15 protein-coding genes and 3 pseudogenes are annotated in these 16,280 nt (G+C 61.3%); 7 read left to right on the plus strand and 11 right to left on the minus strand.

Annotated elements, in window-relative coordinates:
• Positions 1-182 precede the first annotated feature (182 nt).
• Entirely contained in the window at positions 183-1,472 is a 1,290-nt protein-coding gene (locus ACWTU8_RS31090) for an ABC transporter substrate-binding protein (RefSeq protein ID WP_455851146.1), read from the minus strand.
• A 207-nt stretch (positions 1,473-1,679) separates the two neighbouring features.
• Positions 1,680-3,131, minus strand: coding sequence for a GH39 family glycosyl hydrolase (locus tag ACWTU8_RS31095; protein ID WP_455851147.1), 1,452 nt, complete (start codon positions 3,129-3,131; stop codon positions 1,680-1,682).
• Positions 3,132-3,887: 756 nt separating this feature from the next.
• On the opposite strand from ACWTU8_RS31095, the gene ACWTU8_RS31100 reads away from it, so the two are divergent.
• The 6 genes from ACWTU8_RS31100 (at position 3,888) to ACWTU8_RS31125 (ending at position 9,460) form a co-directional block, all read left to right on the plus strand.
• Positions 3,888-4,799: a LysR family transcriptional regulator gene (locus tag ACWTU8_RS31100; RefSeq protein ID WP_455851148.1), complete on the plus strand. Its 912-nt coding sequence runs from the start codon at positions 3,888-3,890 to the stop codon at positions 4,797-4,799.
• A gap of 240 nt (positions 4,800-5,039) precedes the next feature.
• Entirely contained in the window at positions 5,040-6,212 is a 1,173-nt protein-coding gene (locus ACWTU8_RS31105) for a mandelate racemase/muconate lactonizing enzyme family protein (RefSeq protein WP_455851149.1), read from the plus strand.
• A gap of 20 nt (positions 6,213-6,232) precedes the next feature.
• Positions 6,233-7,024: an NAD-dependent epimerase/dehydratase family protein gene (locus ACWTU8_RS31110; protein WP_455851150.1), complete on the plus strand. Its 792-nt coding sequence runs from the start codon at positions 6,233-6,235 to the stop codon at positions 7,022-7,024.
• Between the two features lie 17 nt (positions 7,025-7,041).
• Entirely contained in the window at positions 7,042-7,956 is a 915-nt protein-coding gene (locus ACWTU8_RS31115) for an SMP-30/gluconolactonase/LRE family protein (protein WP_455851151.1), read from the plus strand.
• A gap of 14 nt (positions 7,957-7,970) precedes the next feature.
• Positions 7,971-8,756: an SDR family oxidoreductase gene (locus tag ACWTU8_RS31120; protein ID WP_455851152.1), complete on the plus strand. Its 786-nt coding sequence runs from the start codon at positions 7,971-7,973 to the stop codon at positions 8,754-8,756.
• 11 nt (positions 8,757-8,767) lie between these two features.
• The gene (locus ACWTU8_RS31125) at positions 8,768-9,460 is read left to right on the plus strand and encodes a ribonuclease activity regulator RraA (protein ID WP_455851153.1); all 693 of its coding nucleotides are present in this window, start codon (positions 8,768-8,770) and stop codon (positions 9,458-9,460) included.
• A 10-nt stretch (positions 9,461-9,470) separates the two neighbouring features.
• Here the strand turns inward: ACWTU8_RS31125 and ACWTU8_RS31130 are convergent, their stop codons facing one another.
• The 7 genes and pseudogenes from ACWTU8_RS31130 to ACWTU8_RS31160 all read right to left on the minus strand — a co-directional run.
• Positions 9,471-9,890, minus strand: a complete 420-nt coding sequence (locus tag ACWTU8_RS31130) for a carbohydrate ABC transporter permease (RefSeq protein WP_455851154.1) — start codon at positions 9,888-9,890, stop codon at positions 9,471-9,473.
• 3 nt (positions 9,891-9,893) lie between these two features.
• A complete protein-coding gene (locus tag ACWTU8_RS31135; protein WP_455851160.1) occupies positions 9,894-10,523 on the minus strand; it encodes an extracellular solute-binding protein in 630 nt (209 codons plus the stop codon).
• A 78-nt stretch (positions 10,524-10,601) separates the two neighbouring features.
• Positions 10,602-10,890, minus strand: a pseudogene (locus ACWTU8_RS31140) (conjugal transfer protein TraH); the annotation flags it as partial.
• A 14-nt stretch (positions 10,891-10,904) separates the two neighbouring features.
• Positions 10,905-12,059, minus strand: a complete 1,155-nt coding sequence (locus tag ACWTU8_RS31145; RefSeq protein WP_455851155.1) for a conjugal transfer protein TraB — start codon at positions 12,057-12,059, stop codon at positions 10,905-10,907.
• Between the two features lies 1 nt (position 12,060).
• The gene (gene traF, locus ACWTU8_RS31150; protein WP_455851156.1) at positions 12,061-12,696 is read right to left on the minus strand and encodes a conjugative transfer signal peptidase TraF; all 636 of its coding nucleotides are present in this window, start codon (positions 12,694-12,696) and stop codon (positions 12,061-12,063) included.
• Positions 12,697-12,905: 209 nt separating this feature from the next.
• A pseudogene (locus ACWTU8_RS31155) lies at positions 12,906-13,709 on the minus strand (ArdC family protein).
• Between the two features lie 122 nt (positions 13,710-13,831).
• Positions 13,832-14,005: pseudogene (locus ACWTU8_RS31160) on the minus strand (ArdC-like ssDNA-binding domain-containing protein); the annotation flags it as partial.
• 557 nt (positions 14,006-14,562) lie between these two features.
• On the opposite strand from ACWTU8_RS31160, the gene ACWTU8_RS31165 reads away from it, so the two are divergent.
• Positions 14,563-14,799, plus strand: coding sequence for a hypothetical protein (locus tag ACWTU8_RS31165; protein ID WP_455851157.1), 237 nt, complete (start codon positions 14,563-14,565; stop codon positions 14,797-14,799).
• 159 nt (positions 14,800-14,958) lie between these two features.
• On the opposite strand, the gene ACWTU8_RS31170 is transcribed toward ACWTU8_RS31165, so the two are convergent.
• Both ACWTU8_RS31170 and ACWTU8_RS31175 read right to left on the minus strand, forming a co-directional pair.
• On the minus strand, positions 14,959-15,372 hold the full coding sequence (locus ACWTU8_RS31170; protein ID WP_455851158.1) for a hypothetical protein: 414 nt from the start codon (positions 15,370-15,372) through the stop codon (positions 14,959-14,961).
• Between the two features lie 87 nt (positions 15,373-15,459).
• A complete protein-coding gene (locus tag ACWTU8_RS31175) occupies positions 15,460-16,050 on the minus strand; it encodes a hypothetical protein (protein ID WP_455851159.1) in 591 nt (196 codons plus the stop codon).
• Positions 16,051-16,280: the final 230 nt, after the last annotated feature.

Here is a 16,280-nt window from a genome sequence, read left to right on the forward strand (position 1 = left end):
GGCCCGGACAGGCTCTCCTGAACGAGCCAACCTGCCGGCAACAACCGAAACCCTATGAGGGCAACCAGAGCCGGCGCCAGGAAGAGGAGCGGCGCTATGGCCGCTCTCCATTTTGAAAGTCGACTGGTTATGCGTGCAGCCCTTACAATTTGTCCCTCAGAAACCGCTTCCACCGCCATCTCTTAATCCTTGATGCGCTTGAAACTGCGCTCGAGTTCACGTTGAAGCTGCGGAAACGTCTGGGCAGCGTCACTTCCATTGCGGATATCGCTCCACGCACGCGTGACCAGCTCCTCCAATTGAAGATATCCAAGGGTACGCGGTCGCCGGATTGCCGTGTTCGCCAGCTCATAGCGGATCAAAGTATCAACACCCTTTAGGTTGGGATTTTGCTGCGGAATGCGACTCAGCACTTCGGCGTTTGCTTCTATGTTCGCGGATAGATTGCTTCCGTAAGTGGCGAGTACGGCCCCATCTTTGTCCAAGCCCGCGTAGTTCAGGAATTTCAGAGCCAGGTCGGCTTTCGTTGTGTCCGCGGCGACCCCCAGATGCCATGATTCAGAAGGCGTCACGGCCTTGCCACCGGCGAAATACGGATGAGGCGCTGCTGCGTAGTCAAGACCATCAACCTTGTTGAATTCGGCGATATCCCGGGGGCCGCCAACAAGAAATGCAAGCCGGCCGGATTTGAACAGGTCGATCAACTCTTGGAAGGTCGGACCACGCGGAGCCACTCCATCGGCGAAGATACTCCCATACCATTTTCCTGCCTGCAGCCAAGCATCGTTGGCCACGTCTACGGTCAGCAGGTCGTCACCCTTGACGCCTGGCCCACCGCCAAGCGACTCCGGTAGGATCTGTAGCTGGTAGTAGCGATCAACTTGCTCGAACCCGAAGCCCCACTCGGCTCCGGCGGCCTGCACCTTCTTGGCAAGCTCGATGGTCTTTTCCCAGGTCATACGCGCGTCGGGCGAGACACCCGGTGCTTCAACGCCGGCCTTGGCCAGAAGCTTTTTGTTGAAGAACAGGAGTTGCGATGACTCCCGCATCGGCATCGACAGCATCTTTCCATTGTAGGTAGCGCCCTGCTCATCGCTGGGGAACACTAGGCCTTTACTTTTTTCTGCGAAGGTACTCGTCAAGTCTGCCAAAATGCCCGCCTTGGAGAACGTCGGGACATAAGTCGGATCCACGAGGAAGACATCGATTCCGGAATTCCCTGTCCGGAAGCGCTGGATTATCGTGTTCTGATAGTCGGCAAACGGCACACCCTCGAAGGAAACCTTTACCCCAGACATCATTTCGAAGGCATCGAAGAGCCCCTTAAACTGGGCTCCGTCTCCGTAGCCAAAGAACCGCAACTGCTTGTCCTGCGCCCTGGCCGGCAATGATCCAAGCAGCGGCAGCGACGACGCCCCCAACAAACCGGTCATGAAGCCGCGCCGCCCCAGGCGATATCCCACTATGCTCATCTTGTTTCCTCCCGTTCGTTCTGCGGACCCGCAATGGAACCGCTCTCTTAACTTCAACGCATTACGCTACGTCCTAAGATTCCCAACCACCCAAGCCGTGTGATGGCAAAGACTCGGCTTGAGGAGACCGCATGATTCAGGCCGGTAGAACTCGACTTCATATTCGGCTCGCGGATATCATTCGCTCTCGTTATGCTGGCATTAGTATCAATCCGGGAACGTCAGCGCCGCCACTGTGTACCCCTCCAGCGCAACTATGTCGGATGTCGTCTTTGCCATTGCGGGCGGAGCGGAGGCCGTAGTGTGGTCCACCCATACCTTCTGCCCGCCGCCGGAGCCTGGGACATGGACTTTTGCTGGGTGCTGGCTCTTATTCACCAGCAGGAGGCGCCGCTCGCCACCTTTGGTGACGACTGGCATTGCGTAAACATAGTGGTGGTTCTGGCCCTGTTCCAGGGCGACGATCCTATCGCCGGGGCTAAAGTTGTCATGTAGCAGTTGGAGCACCCGAAACCGTGGATTTGGTTCGCCAGTGCTCCAGTCAAGTAGAGAGATGGAGTGCTGACGAGGCTCACCTGCTAGAAGCATCGAGGCATGAACGACGTCGATCCCCATCCGGCTGAGTTCGCCGAACAAATACGCGTACAACGCTCCGGAGAGATACCAGTGCGAATCAGGAACTGACTGTGGCGCGTCGACCGTCGGAGGCCATGGAGGGTCTCTGTGCCATGCGCCAATCTCGCTTGTCATCGTGCGAGTCTCAGGAGATAGCCTGGAACGAATGTTCTCCACGTAGCTAACGGTGGCCAAGAAGCTATCGGCCTGGGCGAAGAACGTGTAACCTTGAATTTCTGGCGTCTCTTCAGGGGTTGGCGCGGCATAAAAATGATACGAAATGTAATCTAGCGGGATGCCCGGCTCATGGTTGTTGCGATCAAGAAAATACTCAAAGAAGCGTGATTTGAGGTGTGGATTCAGGTGTACCCTCGACAGCGCCATGCCGACAAATTTTAGATCGGGTTGCACCTTCCGCATCGCCATGACTACTTGATCATACAACTTCGTATAGATCTCCGGTGCCATGTAGTGCTCCCAATCGACCTCGTTTAGGACCTCCCAGAAGGGGACCGAGTAGTAATGTCCGGAATCATGTCGTGTACCTATTTCATCGACAAAGCCGCCCTGGGTGTACCAACTGAGAAGCCTTGCGTAGTAGTCGGCGATCTCCTTGAAGGTCGGATCTCGAGGTTCGGTGCCTTGCGTGTAGCTGTATGTGGCCTCGGCAGGGTCGGCCGGGTATCCTACGGGCTTGGCCGTTCTCCACATCCATTGTGGCATGGTGCTGAAGTTTAAGACGACTGGGTGTCCGTTTGTGGCCTCGAAGAAGTCTATCGTCATCGGATCAATCAGAGAGAAATCCCACGAAGTCGCCGTGTTCGTTGGCGGCTCAAGTTCGGCCACCGCCAGCTTAGGATACGGTAGCCATGGGATATAGCGAACGTAATCGGTGCCAAGTTCGCGCAGGGCCTTGTATGCATTCTCTCCAATGATGTTTCCGGGGCGGAAGAACGGGTTCACGGCGACCTGCAGTGATGGCGTTGTTTTCGAGACTCGTTCCGTGGTGTCCCAATTAGCTGAGACAGTGGTGAATGTGTCCATGGGATATTCCTTCGGGGATACTATCGATTGGTGTTTCGTCGGGATGCCGGCTGGATGGACGATCGTGTCCGTCCCAGCGGCTGTCTCAGCGACCGCGGTCGCGTTGGCGAGGAGAGCGATGCATGGCGTTTCGTTCCGGATACTTCACTTCCGCAGTTCAAGGATACCTGCAATAGCTCTTGCTCATCGAACCCCAAGCTCGACCTAGGGCTGATAGTCGTCGGCTGGGTGACTCGCAGGGGCTTAACTTGCTTCAGGTCCAGATTATTCATCTTGTGGCCGTACGACTTGGGTACTCGCGGTTTTGCTCATCCTGTCGCGCCCATATGGTGAAGTCCAGGCCATACTCTTGATACTCATTATTAGATATCGTAATGGTATGGTGTGCAGGCCCGCGGTCACGCCAGCAATTGCACGCCGCAGGGTCGTGGACCGGAACGCATGGCGGCCATGAGGGCCTAGGCAGACAGGGCGACGGCGCACGTCCAGTCAGCAACCAGTCTTCGCCAATCTGCCGCGATGTCTGGTCGGAAGCCTCGAATGGAGGGCATTATTGGCAAGTGCTTTCCGATCTCGGCACCAACACGGTGGTCGCCTCGATCTGGTTGATGTGTGTCACGTGCACCCCCGCCTCCAAGGGCTCACAGATCGAATTGTAACACCAGACACATGCTCGTCTGGGCGAGACCGATTTCAAGTCCAGGGCATGATAGCGATAATGAACATCAGATATCTTGATACAGAGGACGTGAGCCGGTGGAGTTGGAATGGGTGACGACCTTTATCGCGGTGGTAGAACACCAGGGGTTCGCCCGCGCCGCCGACGTACTGCACCGCTCGCAGCCGACAGTGAGCAATCACGTCGCATCGCTCGAACGTGAATTGGGAGCACCGCTGCTGCAGCGCTATCGCCGCCCGGTCGCACTGACGGAGGCAGGGGCGGCTTTCCTCCCCCATGGCCGAGCGTTAGTTCGAGAGATTGAGACCGCTCGTAGTACGGTCGCGGATGTCACCGGTCTGCGCTCTGGTTCAGTCACACTGGGTGCCTACGCCAGCGCTGCGGCCGGCTACGTTCCTGGCCTACTCAGGAGTTTCACGAAGCGATATCCCGGGATCACTGTTCGACTCGTGGAGTCACGCGCCGACGACCTTGCGCAAGCAGCGCTCACCGGTCAAGTCGAGATCTTTCTACGCCCAACCACGCCCCCCCTGTCGATGGTGACATTCGCGTATCAACTGTTGTGGCGGGAGCGATACAAAGTGGTATTACATCACGAGCATCCGTTGGCCGCACACGCAGGCCCCGTTGCGATAGACGAGCTTGCCAACCTGCCGCTCATAATGACCGGGCATGGCGAGCTAGCCAGCGCTCACCACCCCCTCTGGCGTAGTCTCGATCGCTACCCGGACCCCGCGTACGAGGTCACTCACCCCCAGTCTTTGATTGAACTCGTTCGAGCAGGTCTCGGCGTTGGCGTGACAAACGAAGTCGCACTGAACGTATCGGCTGTCGATGGCTTGGAGATCCGGGATATCAGCGCCGATGCAGCTCAGCGGAATGTAGCTGTCTGGTGGCTGACTGGATGCGTGCAGTCGCCTGCTGCGCGGGCCCTTGTCGCCGCCATGCGTTCCGGTCCACGACCCTGCGGCGTGCAACCGCTGACGTGACCGCGGCCACACAGCTCATACCATCACGTTATCTAATAATGAGTATCAAGACTATGGGCTGGACCTCACCATGTACGCGCGACAGGATGAGCAGAACCACGGCTACCCAAGTCGTACGGCTGGCGACGTCCGCGGCCCCTGCGGCTATGGCGGCGTGGTTGAAACTCGGCAGCGTCGAGGCGCGTGCTTTGTGGTTGCGGACGAGATGAAACAAGTGAACCTCTGGGAAAAGTTTGCAACATGGCTGTAACGGTACTCGAACCATCCCATCATGCACGGGCGGCAGCTGGGATCATAAAGCGCGTCGAGGCGCGGCTCGTCCGCATGCCCCTTCAGGTGACGACATCTTTCGCGACGCGCGCGATAAATACCAGGGACTACGTGCTGGTGAAGGTAATCTCGGAGGACGGCATCGGCCTCGGTTACACCTACGCCGGCAGCTCGGCTGGTTCGATTGCGCTGGAGGCCGTGACCACGCTGCTCGGTCCCTTGATTGTGGGCAAGTCCTCCCTGATGGTTGAAGGTATCTGGGAGAGAATGTACCGGGATGCGCTGCTGCACGGCCGTACGGGCGCCGTCATGCGCGCACTGAGCGCCATCGACATCGCCTTGTGGGACCACAACGCCCGCGTCGCCGGCCTACCCCTGTGGCAGTTCCTTGGTTCCTACACGGACGGCTTCGTGGATTGCTATGCAAGCGGCGGCTACTATCGGGCGGGCAAATCGCCGGAGCAATTGGCTGACGAACTCGCCGGATATGTCGAACAGGGCTTCAAAGCCGTGAAGATGAAGGTCGGGCTGCTGAGCTTGGAGGAGGAAGAGCGTCGTATCGCGGCCGCGCGCCGGCGCATCGGGCCGGACATCCGGCTCTTTCTCGATGCCAACAACGCGTGGCGCGATCTCTTTACCGCCCTGCCCTTCATCCGCCGATTCGAGCCGTTCAGTCCCGACTGGATCGAGGAACCGTTCAGCCCCGACGACATCGAAAGCCATGCACGCCTCGTCGCTTCCACCACGATTCCGGTGGCGACAGGGGAGATCGAGGCCGGGCGCTGGCGTTTCCGCGCGCTGCTCGACGCTCGCGCGGCTCATGCGCTTCAGGCTGATGCGCTGGTCTGTGGCGGGATCACGGAGTGGCGCCGCATCTGCGGCATAGCATCGTCATATGGCGTTCCAGTTTATCCGCATGCGTGGCACGACATTCACGCCCATCTGGCCGCCTCCCAGCCGAACTCGGCGCTTGCCGAGTATTTCGTGGACCAGCAGATCACCTGCACGCAACCCCTGTTCGATCGTGAGTTGACACCGCAGGGCGGGCGGATCGCCCTGCCCTCCGAGGCGGGTCTGGCGTTCTCCTTCAATGACGATACGCTCAACCGTCACAGTGCCTCCGGCTGGCAGACGGTGTCGTGATGCTTCCAAAAAAAAGGAAGGTGCTGGTCACCGGAGCGGGCGGTGCCTTGGGTTCCCTATTGGTCCGCGCCTTGCGCGACCGCTACGAGCTCCGGGTCACGACACGCGAAGGGCGGGACGACGATCTGTTCGACGGGCTTGACGTGCGTTACGCATCGCTCACCGATCTGGACACGATGGAGGCCCTCTGCACAGGGATCGATACCGTCATTCATCTGGGCGGGCGATCGCTGGAGGACAGTTGGGAGGAGATCCGGACCTCCAATGTCGAGGGAACGTATTGTGTTTTCGAGGCCGCCCGGCTCAAGGCCGTGCGCCGAGTCGTCTATGCCAGCAGCCATCATGTCGGCGGGTTCCTTCCCCGCGCACGCATAACAGGCGCGACGGATGAATTGAGGCCCGACAGCCTCTATGCGGTGTCCAAGGTGTTCGGCGAGGCGCTCGGGCGCCTATACGCCGATAAGCACGGACTGAGCGTGATCTGCCAACGGATCGGCGTATGCCGCCCGGCCCCGCCGAACCACCGCTCCCTTTGGTCCTGGCTCAGCGAACCGGATTTCGTCCATTTGACCGAACGGTGCATCGAGGCCGAAGACGTGCACTTTCACATCGTCTACGGCGTCTCGAACAACACGCGCAGGCAATGGGACGATGCCGGCGCTCGCGCCATCGGCTTCTGTCCCAAGGACGACGCGGAGAGCTTCGTGCCGCAAATGCAGGGGCGGCTGGACGAGCCCGCGTTCGAGGCCCGTTTCCAGGGTGGCGCTTTCTGCGCCGACGGGTTCGACGGCGATCCGACCCGTCTCGACTGATTTCAGGATTCATTCTGATGTTCGCACCACCGCCGCAGATCGAAGCACGGGTGTTCGCCCGCGTGCCAGATGCGCTCCGGATCAGAGGACGCGCATCGCGATGGGCGCAGACACACCGGCCCGGCGCGGTCACGGACTGCTTCCTCGAAGGCCCGTCCTTCGATCGCAACGGCAATCTCTACATGGTCGATGTGGCCTGGGGACGGATATTGAGGATGTCACGGGCTGGCGATTTCAGCATCGTCACGGAATATGACGGCTCACCCAACGGCCTCAAGATCCATGCGGACGGTTGTATTTTCATCGCGGACTTCGCGAAAGGCCTGCTCCAACTCGACCCCGGCACCGGCAAGGTCAGCACCGTTCTCGAAGGTTACCAGGGCAAGCCATTCCATGGCCTAAACGACCTCTACTTCTCATGCAATGGAGATCTCTATTTTACCGACCAAGGCTTGAGCGGGCTGCACGACCCGTTCGGGCGGCTGTTCCGGCTGCGCGCGGATGGGCAGCTGAATGTCGTATTGGACAGGGTGCCGAGCCCCAACGGCCTCGTTCTCGACCGCAGCGAGACCACCATCTTCCTTAACGCGACTCGCGACAACGCTGTTTGGCGGGTGCCGATGCAGTCTGACGGCACTGCCTATAAGGTCGGTGCGTTCGTCCGGCTGACAGGTGGCATGGGGCCGGACGGTCTGGCCATGGATGCAGAAGGCGCCCTCGCCGTCGCCCATATTGGGCTGGGCTGCGTATGGCTGTTCAACACGCTTGGCGAGCCGCTGTTGCGCATCAATTCGCCAGTCGGGCGCATGACTACCAACATCGCCTTCGGCGGCGAGGGCAACAGGACGCTCTTCATCACCGAATCCGAGAGCGGGTGCATCCTTGCGGCGGAATTGGAAGTCCCCGGCCATCCGATGTTCTCTCAATCATAGGCAAGGCAAGTTTCATGGATTTGGGTATTGCGGGGAAGACGGCTCTCGTGCTGGGGGCAGGCGGCGGACTGGGGGGCGCCATAGCGCGGGCGCTCGCACGCGAAGGTGCACAGATCGCGTGCGGTGATATCGGCAAGGAAGCAGCCCAGGCGACTGTCGAGGCGATCCGCGCGAATGGCGGAGAAGCGACGGCCGTCGTGTGGGATCTCGCCGACCGGGACGCCATACCCCGCGTCCTTAGCGAAGCGGCGGGAACGTTTGGCCCGATTGATATCCTGGTCAACAATACGGGCGGCCCGCCGCCGACGCCTGCTTCCGGGCAGGATGCCTCGGCATGGCTGAAGCACTTCGAGGCCATGGTGCTTTCGGTGATCGCCCTTACCGACGCCGTCCTGCCCGGCATGCGCGATTGCCAGTGGGGCCGCGTGATCACCTCGACGTCCTCGGGAGTCCTGGCGCCGATAGCCAATCTGGGTTTGTCGAATGCGTTGAGACTGTCGCTCGTAGGCTGGTCGAAGACACTGGCCCGCGAGGTCGGTCTCGATGGCATCACCTGCAACGTGGTTGTGCCGGGACGGATCGCAACCCAGCGCATAAAGTTCCTCGATGAACAGAAGGCCAAACGCGAGGATCGGGACGTGGAAAGCGTCAGCAGCGAAAGTACGGCTTCTATACCGCTCGGGCGCTACGGCGCCCCTGAAGAATACGCCGATGTTGTCGCCTTCCTGGCGAGTCGGCGCGCATCTTACATCACCGGCAGCGTCGTCCGTGTAGACGGCGGCCTCATCCAGAGCATTTGATGGAGACCTACATGGCACTCAGCGATCAGGACATCGAAGCCCTCAAAGGCATATCAACAGCAACAATCACAACCATCCTGCTCAAAAGAGGCCTCAGGAACATCTGGATGCGGGGCACGAAACCCCTGCAGCCCGGCCAGCCGCGGATCGTCGGTCCTGCGTTCACGCTGCGCTTCGTGCCGGCGCGCGAGGATCTCGCCACGCCGGCCTCCTGGGCTTCTCCAATCTCGACGCGTGCGGCGATCGAGGACATGCCGGCCGGATGCGTCGTGGTCGTGGATGCCATGGGCGTGATCGATGCCGGGATCTTCGGCGATATATTGTGCGCGCGCATGGTCAAGCGTGGCGTCGCTGCTCTGGTGACCGATGGCGTGATGCGCGACGTTGGAGGCGTCCTCGGCACTGGTCTGCCGGTCTGGTGCAACGGCTACGCTGCGCCGCCTTCGGTGGCGGGACTGACCTTCGTAGCCTGGCAGCAGCCGGTGGGCTGCGGCGGTGTGGCCGTATTCCCTGACGACGTGATCGTCGTCGATCAGGACGGAGCGGTCGTGGTTCCTCAGGCGATGGTCGATACCGTGCTCACTGAGGGGCCCGAGCAGGAACGATTGGAAGCCTGGATCATAAGCGAGGTGGAAAAGGGCGTTCCGCTTCCCGGGCTTTATCCGATGAATGAAGAAACGCAGCAGCGCTACAAAAATTCGTGAGGCGCCGCTTTCAAATCAAGGCCACGTTCAAATCACGTGTTGTCGCTTGGGTCAGAAACACCAAGACTCGCAACAGCGAGATGATCCGTGAGTTTTCGGCAAACAGCAAAGCGAGGCCAAAAGCGATTGCCGTCTGCAAGGGCACAGTTACCGCGACAAAGGTTAGTGTGGCTTGGAGCGTTTTGGCAAACGTAGGCGACGCGAAAAGAAATATGAAATTATCGAGCCCGGCGAACTCGCCGTTCGGCCCGGACAGGCTTTTCTGAACGAGCCAACCTGCCGGCAACAACCGAAACCCTATGAGGGCAACCAGAGCCGGCGCCAGGAAGAGGAGCGGCGCTATGGCCGCTCTCCGCTCTCCATCTTGAAAGTCGACTGGTATGCGTGCAGCCCTTACGATTTGTCCCTCAGAAACCGCTTCCACCGCCATCTCTTAATCCTTGATGCGCTTGAAACTTCGCTCGAGTTCACGTTGAAGCTGCGGAAACGTCTGGGCAGCGTCATTTCCGTTGCGGATGTCGCTCCACGCACGCGTGACCAGTTCCTCCAATTGGAGATATCCAAGGGTACGCGGTCGCCGGATTGCCGTGTTCGCCAGCTCATAGCGGATCAAAGTATCAACACCCTTTAGGTTGGGATTTTGCTGAGGAATGCGGCTGAGCACTTCGGCGTTTGCTTCGATGTTCGCGGATAGATTGCTTCCGACAGTGGCGGCTACCGCCCCGTCTTTGTCCAAGCCCGCGTAGTTCAGGAATTTCAGAGCCTGGTCGGCGTTCGTGGTGTCAGCGGCCATTCCCAGATGGAATGATTCAGAAGGCGTTACTGCCTTGCCGCCGGCAAAATAGGAGTGCGGCGCCGCTGCATAGTCAAGACCATCGACCTTGTTGAATTCGGGGATATCCCGGGGGCCGCCAACAAGAAATGCAAGACGGCCGGCTTTGAACAGGTCGCGCATCTCCTGGCTGGTGGTCGGACCACGCGAAGAGACGCCATCGGCGAAGATGCTCCCATACCATTTTCCTGCCTGCAGCCAAGCATCGTTGGCCACGTCTACGGTCAGCAAATCGTCACCCTTGACGCCTGAACCCCCGCCGAGCGATTCCGGAATGACCTGTAGCTGGTAGTAGCGATAGGGTTGCTCGTTGGCGCAGGCGTCAACCAGGGCGGGCTTCAGCTCAGCATCGGTCACGCCGAGCCCGGCAGGATATTGAGTGATGCCGACGCGCACGACGGCCTTGCCGACATGGCTGCCGAACAAGGGTTAACGCCTCGTCCGGCGTGCTCGGGCGGGGAAGCAACACCACCCGATCGCCGGATCGAACGGTGACGGCAAGCGGATCGGGCGAGCCCGCCTCGGCGATGAATCGTTCGACGAACGTCGGCTTCAAGCCGGTATCGGCGCATTGCTGGATAAGGGCGGCATCGACCATGAGAGACCTCCTGTTCAGCGGTTGAAGGCGAAAACGAGCGGCAGCCCGAAGAGCCGCGCCCAGGCGATCGTGCTGGCGTGCTGGATGGCGACGATCGAGTTGCCGGCGGTCCACCAGCCATTGCCGACCGCGACGATCACGTCCGGCCTGTGCAACATCGACTGCAGGACCGGCCACACCACGAGCTGCTCGTAGCAGATGAGCGGCGCAATCCGCCGGCCGGCGAGCTCGACAACGGGATTGGCGAAGAGATGCGCCCTCGCGCCGCCGCCCTGCCCCATTAACCGGCGCCAGGGCTGCCACATCGAGACCGGGACCGGCATCCGCTCGCGATAGAGGACGCCGGCCTCCTGCTCGGAGATCTCGACCAGGGCATTGTCGTAGCCGCGCGGATCAATGACGGCAGCGCCCGCGATCACCGTGACGCCGCTGCCGCTGAGCGCTTCGCGCCAAAGCCGTTCGAGACTCGGCGTCCAGAACCCGAGCGCGCTCTCGGGGAGCACGACCTTTTCGACGCCGTGCTGGTCGGTTGGCATGACTGTGGCAATGAGCTCATGCTGCCGCTCGAGTGTCCTGTCGCGACCGAGGCTTTGGCCCATTTCCAGGTCAACGCCACGGAAACCATCAGGCAAAGGTGGCTCTGTCCAGAATGCGGCGGACCACAGCCAAAACCCTGCCGAGGCGATCGCCGCGGCCGGCCACAATTTCGTCGTCATGACGAGCAGGCCGGCCGCGGCGGCCGCTAGTCCCACCCATCCCCATCCGGGAAACAACACGCCGGCGGCCGTCAGCGGATGCGCCCAGCCGACGATCCCGAAGGGCGGCACCGCCATCAGCATAGCCGCAATCCCGAACCGCACTGCCTTCCCCCTTCCCGGACGCTTCGTCCAGAGGGCCGTATGGACGGCGATGAAGGACAGCGAGGCCGCGAACCAAAGGAGCAGACCTGGCCACAGATCCGAACCGTAGAAATTGGCGACGCCCTGCGGCAGGCCGCGTGAGGCCGCCAGGAAGTAGGCCGCCGAGACGAGTGTTGCGACAATGCGGTTGCGCGCCAATGCCCACAGCGCCGGAAACAGCGTTGCCAGCGGCAGCGTCAGCGGATCGCCGCTCCAGGCAATGCCGCCACAGATGACTGCAACCGCGATCAGCACTGCTCGGTGCGCCACATCATGGCTCGAAGGTGAGGAGCGGTCGCGCGCGGCCGAGCAGCCCGCTGGCAGGGATCGGCCCGAAATATCTCGAATCATAGGAACCTGCGAAATCGGAGTGAAGGAAGAGAAAGCCGGACGGAACCTGACCGCCGGCGAAGGGCGTGAGCGCGCTGCCCGCGGCGTCGCCTGGCTGAACATCGGAATTTGGAAGCGGCAGGCCGTCGATCGAGACGCCGACGCCGATCGCGATTCGCTGTCCCTCCGTCGCGACGACGGTCTTGATCAACGGACTGAACCCGCCGGGGCATAGCCCACGGCCGAGGTAACCGCGCTCACGCGCCATCCGGAACGCCGTGGTATCGGGCGGACAGATGAAGACGAGGTCGCCAGCTGCCGCGGGCCGCTCGAGCGGTTCGATACGCCAGAGGCCAAGCGGCGAGCAGCGTCCGTCGAAAGACTTCAGACTGCGCCAGACCTGAAGATGGATGTCCTGCACAAGATCCTGCCGCTCGGCGGGATCGGATTCATATGCTGCCGCCAGCCTCGCCAGCGCGCCGTCCAGCAGCTCCACCGCCAGCGTGTAGCGTTGATCGACGTCTTCCGGCACAACGGGCTGGGCCTCGCCTGTCTTGCGTGGACATATCATCGTCATGACCAGATAGTCGTGCCGGAGCGGAATTTCTTACACACGCCGGAGACTGTGCTGATTCCGAGCCCAAGATGCTGGCCTGGCGCGATGACCGCCGTGGGCTCCGCTCCAAGGCGTTGGCTCACACTCCTTCACAGAGCGAGGATGTCAGAAGTCTAGCTCGCGTCGTTGCCGGCGGCGGACAAAGTTAGTGCCCGCCGCTGAATTGACTGTCAGGCTGCGGCTCTGACATGATTGCCGGGCTGTTGGGCATGCATCCAGTCCACAGCCGCCTGAGCCTTGCTCGAGGCCGTGAAAATGGCGGAGGTATCAGCGCAAGAATCTTGACCCAACTGGAGATATAGGCGGCGTGATCCGGCCTCGGACGAGCCGAAATCGACAGATCTGCAAGGATCATCGCGGCTCCGGTGTCGGCAATGATCTCTTCCATGGCATAGGCCTCGGAGCCGAACCGCCCGGACATATCGCGATCGAGCCGGTGCTTAGCTGATGTGGCGTGAAGTCCTTCGTGAAAAAGCACGCTGTAGTGAGATGCGGCATCCCGGAATGAGCTGAAAGCAGGGACGTGCACTCGATCAGCCGATGGCAAATAATAGGCTTCATTGCCGCCATAGACGGTGTTGATGCCAAGGTTTGCGTAGAAGGCATCGGCATGCGCGATACGCTCTTCGTCAGAGCGAGCAACAGTAGGTTCGGCTCATAGCCGTCGACCTGCGCGCAATTGAACACGGCATAGCCCCGGGCAAACAAACGTCGCCGCCCGGCACCATCATCGTTGTCGCTGTCGTCAGTTCTGCCACCGACTTGCCCCCAGAATACGACCGTCGCGGACTTTTCATTCTTGCGCACCTGAGCGCCGACAGCCTGCCACTGCCGATACGTTCCCATAGACCGGTGGGATATCCAGCGCTTTGCGCCGCGGCCCACAGTGCGAGCGTGTTGACACCGCGATAAGGCTTGCCGGATGCGATGTTGACGGGTCGGGCGGAGGTCGTGCCGCTGTGATGCCACGGCATAACGTACTCGCCGGCACCGGCCTCGATGGCGGCAACAATCTCTGCAGTGATACGAGCGTAGACGCCAGCGCGATCAGGAATAGCCACGGTCAGGCCCTCCCGGCGACGGGCATCGTGTCAACGATACCCTGATTGGGCAGCCCATTGTGGCGTGGCGGCCGGTTGACGCTGCCACTCGGATGACCCGCACTCCATGGCTTGACCCATGGGCGCACGCCCTTTTCGAGATCGGCGATGATCGTCTCGGTGATCTTCGCGTAGATATCGGCCCGCGATCCTTTTTCTTTCCTGCTCATTTTCCTGAACCTCCATTGGAGGCCGCGTCCATCGCGGCCCCGTCACGGCGGTCCGTCAGCCGGGGCGATCAGGAGGCGCGGGCACCCGCAGGGCCGCAACGACAGTGGAGGACGGCGAAGCCGTTGCGCGCGGCGCCGGACCCGGCAGGAGCGACGTCCGGGACGGGGCGCGAATGCGGACAGGCGCGAAAGCGCCCCGCCTGGCGAGCGCAGTGCGCTCGACGGAGGCAGAGCGAAGGCCGGTTCAATGAACCGACCTCGCGCCTGTGTAAGGATCGTATTCGAAAAGTCGGGTAACGTTGGCGTCTTCGAGTCGTCCTCGGGCAAGACGCAATACTGGTCGTCGGACTGGAACAGGATAACGGTGGTCATCAGCGTGCGGGCGAGGTTCCAGGCGTGCCTCTGTGCAAGATCCAGGCTGTGCGACATCTGAGGGCTCCATCTTCTGCGCGGGCCAATTCCCGCTCGATGGCTCCGTCAGTGTCCGGCTCCGGGCGCGATCACCGCGCAGGCTTCAGCCAAGCGGCCGCACGCTTGCGTAGCGGACCCTTGATGGGTTGATCGTTGAAGATCCGGAGCCGGACCAGGAAGCCATCGCGGGAGAGCGGGATTGGAACGCGGCCCAATGTGTGCCCGGCGATCGCCACGATGTGTTCTGCGCCGAAGCCCTGGAGGTCGCCGAGCGCCTTGAAGCGCTCGATGAAGCGTCGGACGACGGTAACCGGCGCGGCTCAGGAGAGGCCGCATTTCGGGTACACCAGCGAAGATTGGCGCAATGGCCACCGGCTAATTGAAAGCTGAGAGCAATCAGATGACGGCCGCGCTCGCCAACAGCACGACATGAACGGGCGGGGCTGCACCCTTCACGCTCGCTGGCCAAGTCGGGGGCGGATTGGTTCGTGCGGCGAAGTCGGGTTGTTCAGTGCTCTGCGCGGTATTTGGAGCCGATAGGATCACGTCCGCCTGACGGCCCTGATTGTTGTCCGCTGGGCGGCGGCATTCTTGATGGCGGATGCGATCGAACGAAGGAAGACAGGGCTCACCGACCCGATGCGTTCGGTCGAGACGAAATCATAGTCCTTGTCCATCTCGACACGATTGTATTCGTCAAGGACAATCCAGCACGGCGGCGTCAGGCCGATGCGCCTGCACTCGGTTTCGGGGACCGCCAATGCCAGTTGACCGGAAAGCGGTGGTTTCGAGGTGAACGGGAAGAGGAACAGGACATCCGGTGATCCCGGTGTCTTGATGACAACGCAAACAGGGCGCGGCTTCCTGCCGGATTCCTCTCCCTGTTGGTCTTCGCGGTCGCCTTCAAGGATTTCGCCGGAATTCCGGTTCATGTCGGAAAACGTGAACTGCTTCATCGGGTCGCTCCACGGTTTCGCATAAAATAGAGTTCCGTCAACAGCAGATCACAATCGGGCGAGGCCGAAGCCTCGCCCGTGAGCGCCCTACCCGAGAGCCGCCAGCTGTAGTTCGGCCGCCTTGCGATCGACGCTCTGGCCGGGATTCTCGACCGGGCGCTCGAACGGCTTCCAGCGCTCGCCGACGACGTGCTCGTAGGCGGCGATGGCGCCCTCGGCCGCCATGCGCAGCGCGTGGGACTGGAGCGCCATGTCGGCAGCGAACTCGCGCTTGCGCTGCGCGGCGCTGTCGAAACCGACCGGACCGTCGAGGTCCTCGTCACGGGCGTCGTTGACGGCCTTGGCGGTGGCGTCGCGAGCCTCTGTCACCGCGCGGCTGTAGAACTGGCCGGCACCGTGGGCGGAACCGACATAGGCGCCGACGATGCGCTGCAGGTGGATCTGCATTGCCCGCTCGCCCAGGCCCTCATTGAGGACATCGGCGGTCTCGACGATGAGCTTCTGGTGAAGATCGCGGATGCCGTCGCTGTCGAGAACGGCAAGCCCGAAGCTTTCGGAGATGAGGCTGGCCTGACTGGCGTCCGGGCAGCAGAGCCGGACCATTTCGAGAGTGGTGCCCTTGCGGAGCGGGACAACGCGAGCGGACTGGCGGGAATTGTTGCGAGCGGTCTTGGTCATGGGATTTCCTTTCCTGGCGTTCCGCCGAAGGCCGGGACCGGCTCCTTGCTCGGCCCTCCCTTCGGGCGCGGTCCAGACAAAACCGACGGAAAGACGGGCGCTTCAGGGAAACCACCGCTGAGACCGGTGGCCGGCCGGCGAAGCTTTATCGCTTCCGCCACGCAGTGCTCGAAGAGGGAGAGGTTGCGGGGGCAAAATTGCCGCTGGCGCGGGGTTGACTCTTATACTCA

The organism is Mesorhizobium sp. BHbdii (genome assembly GCF_053848045.1).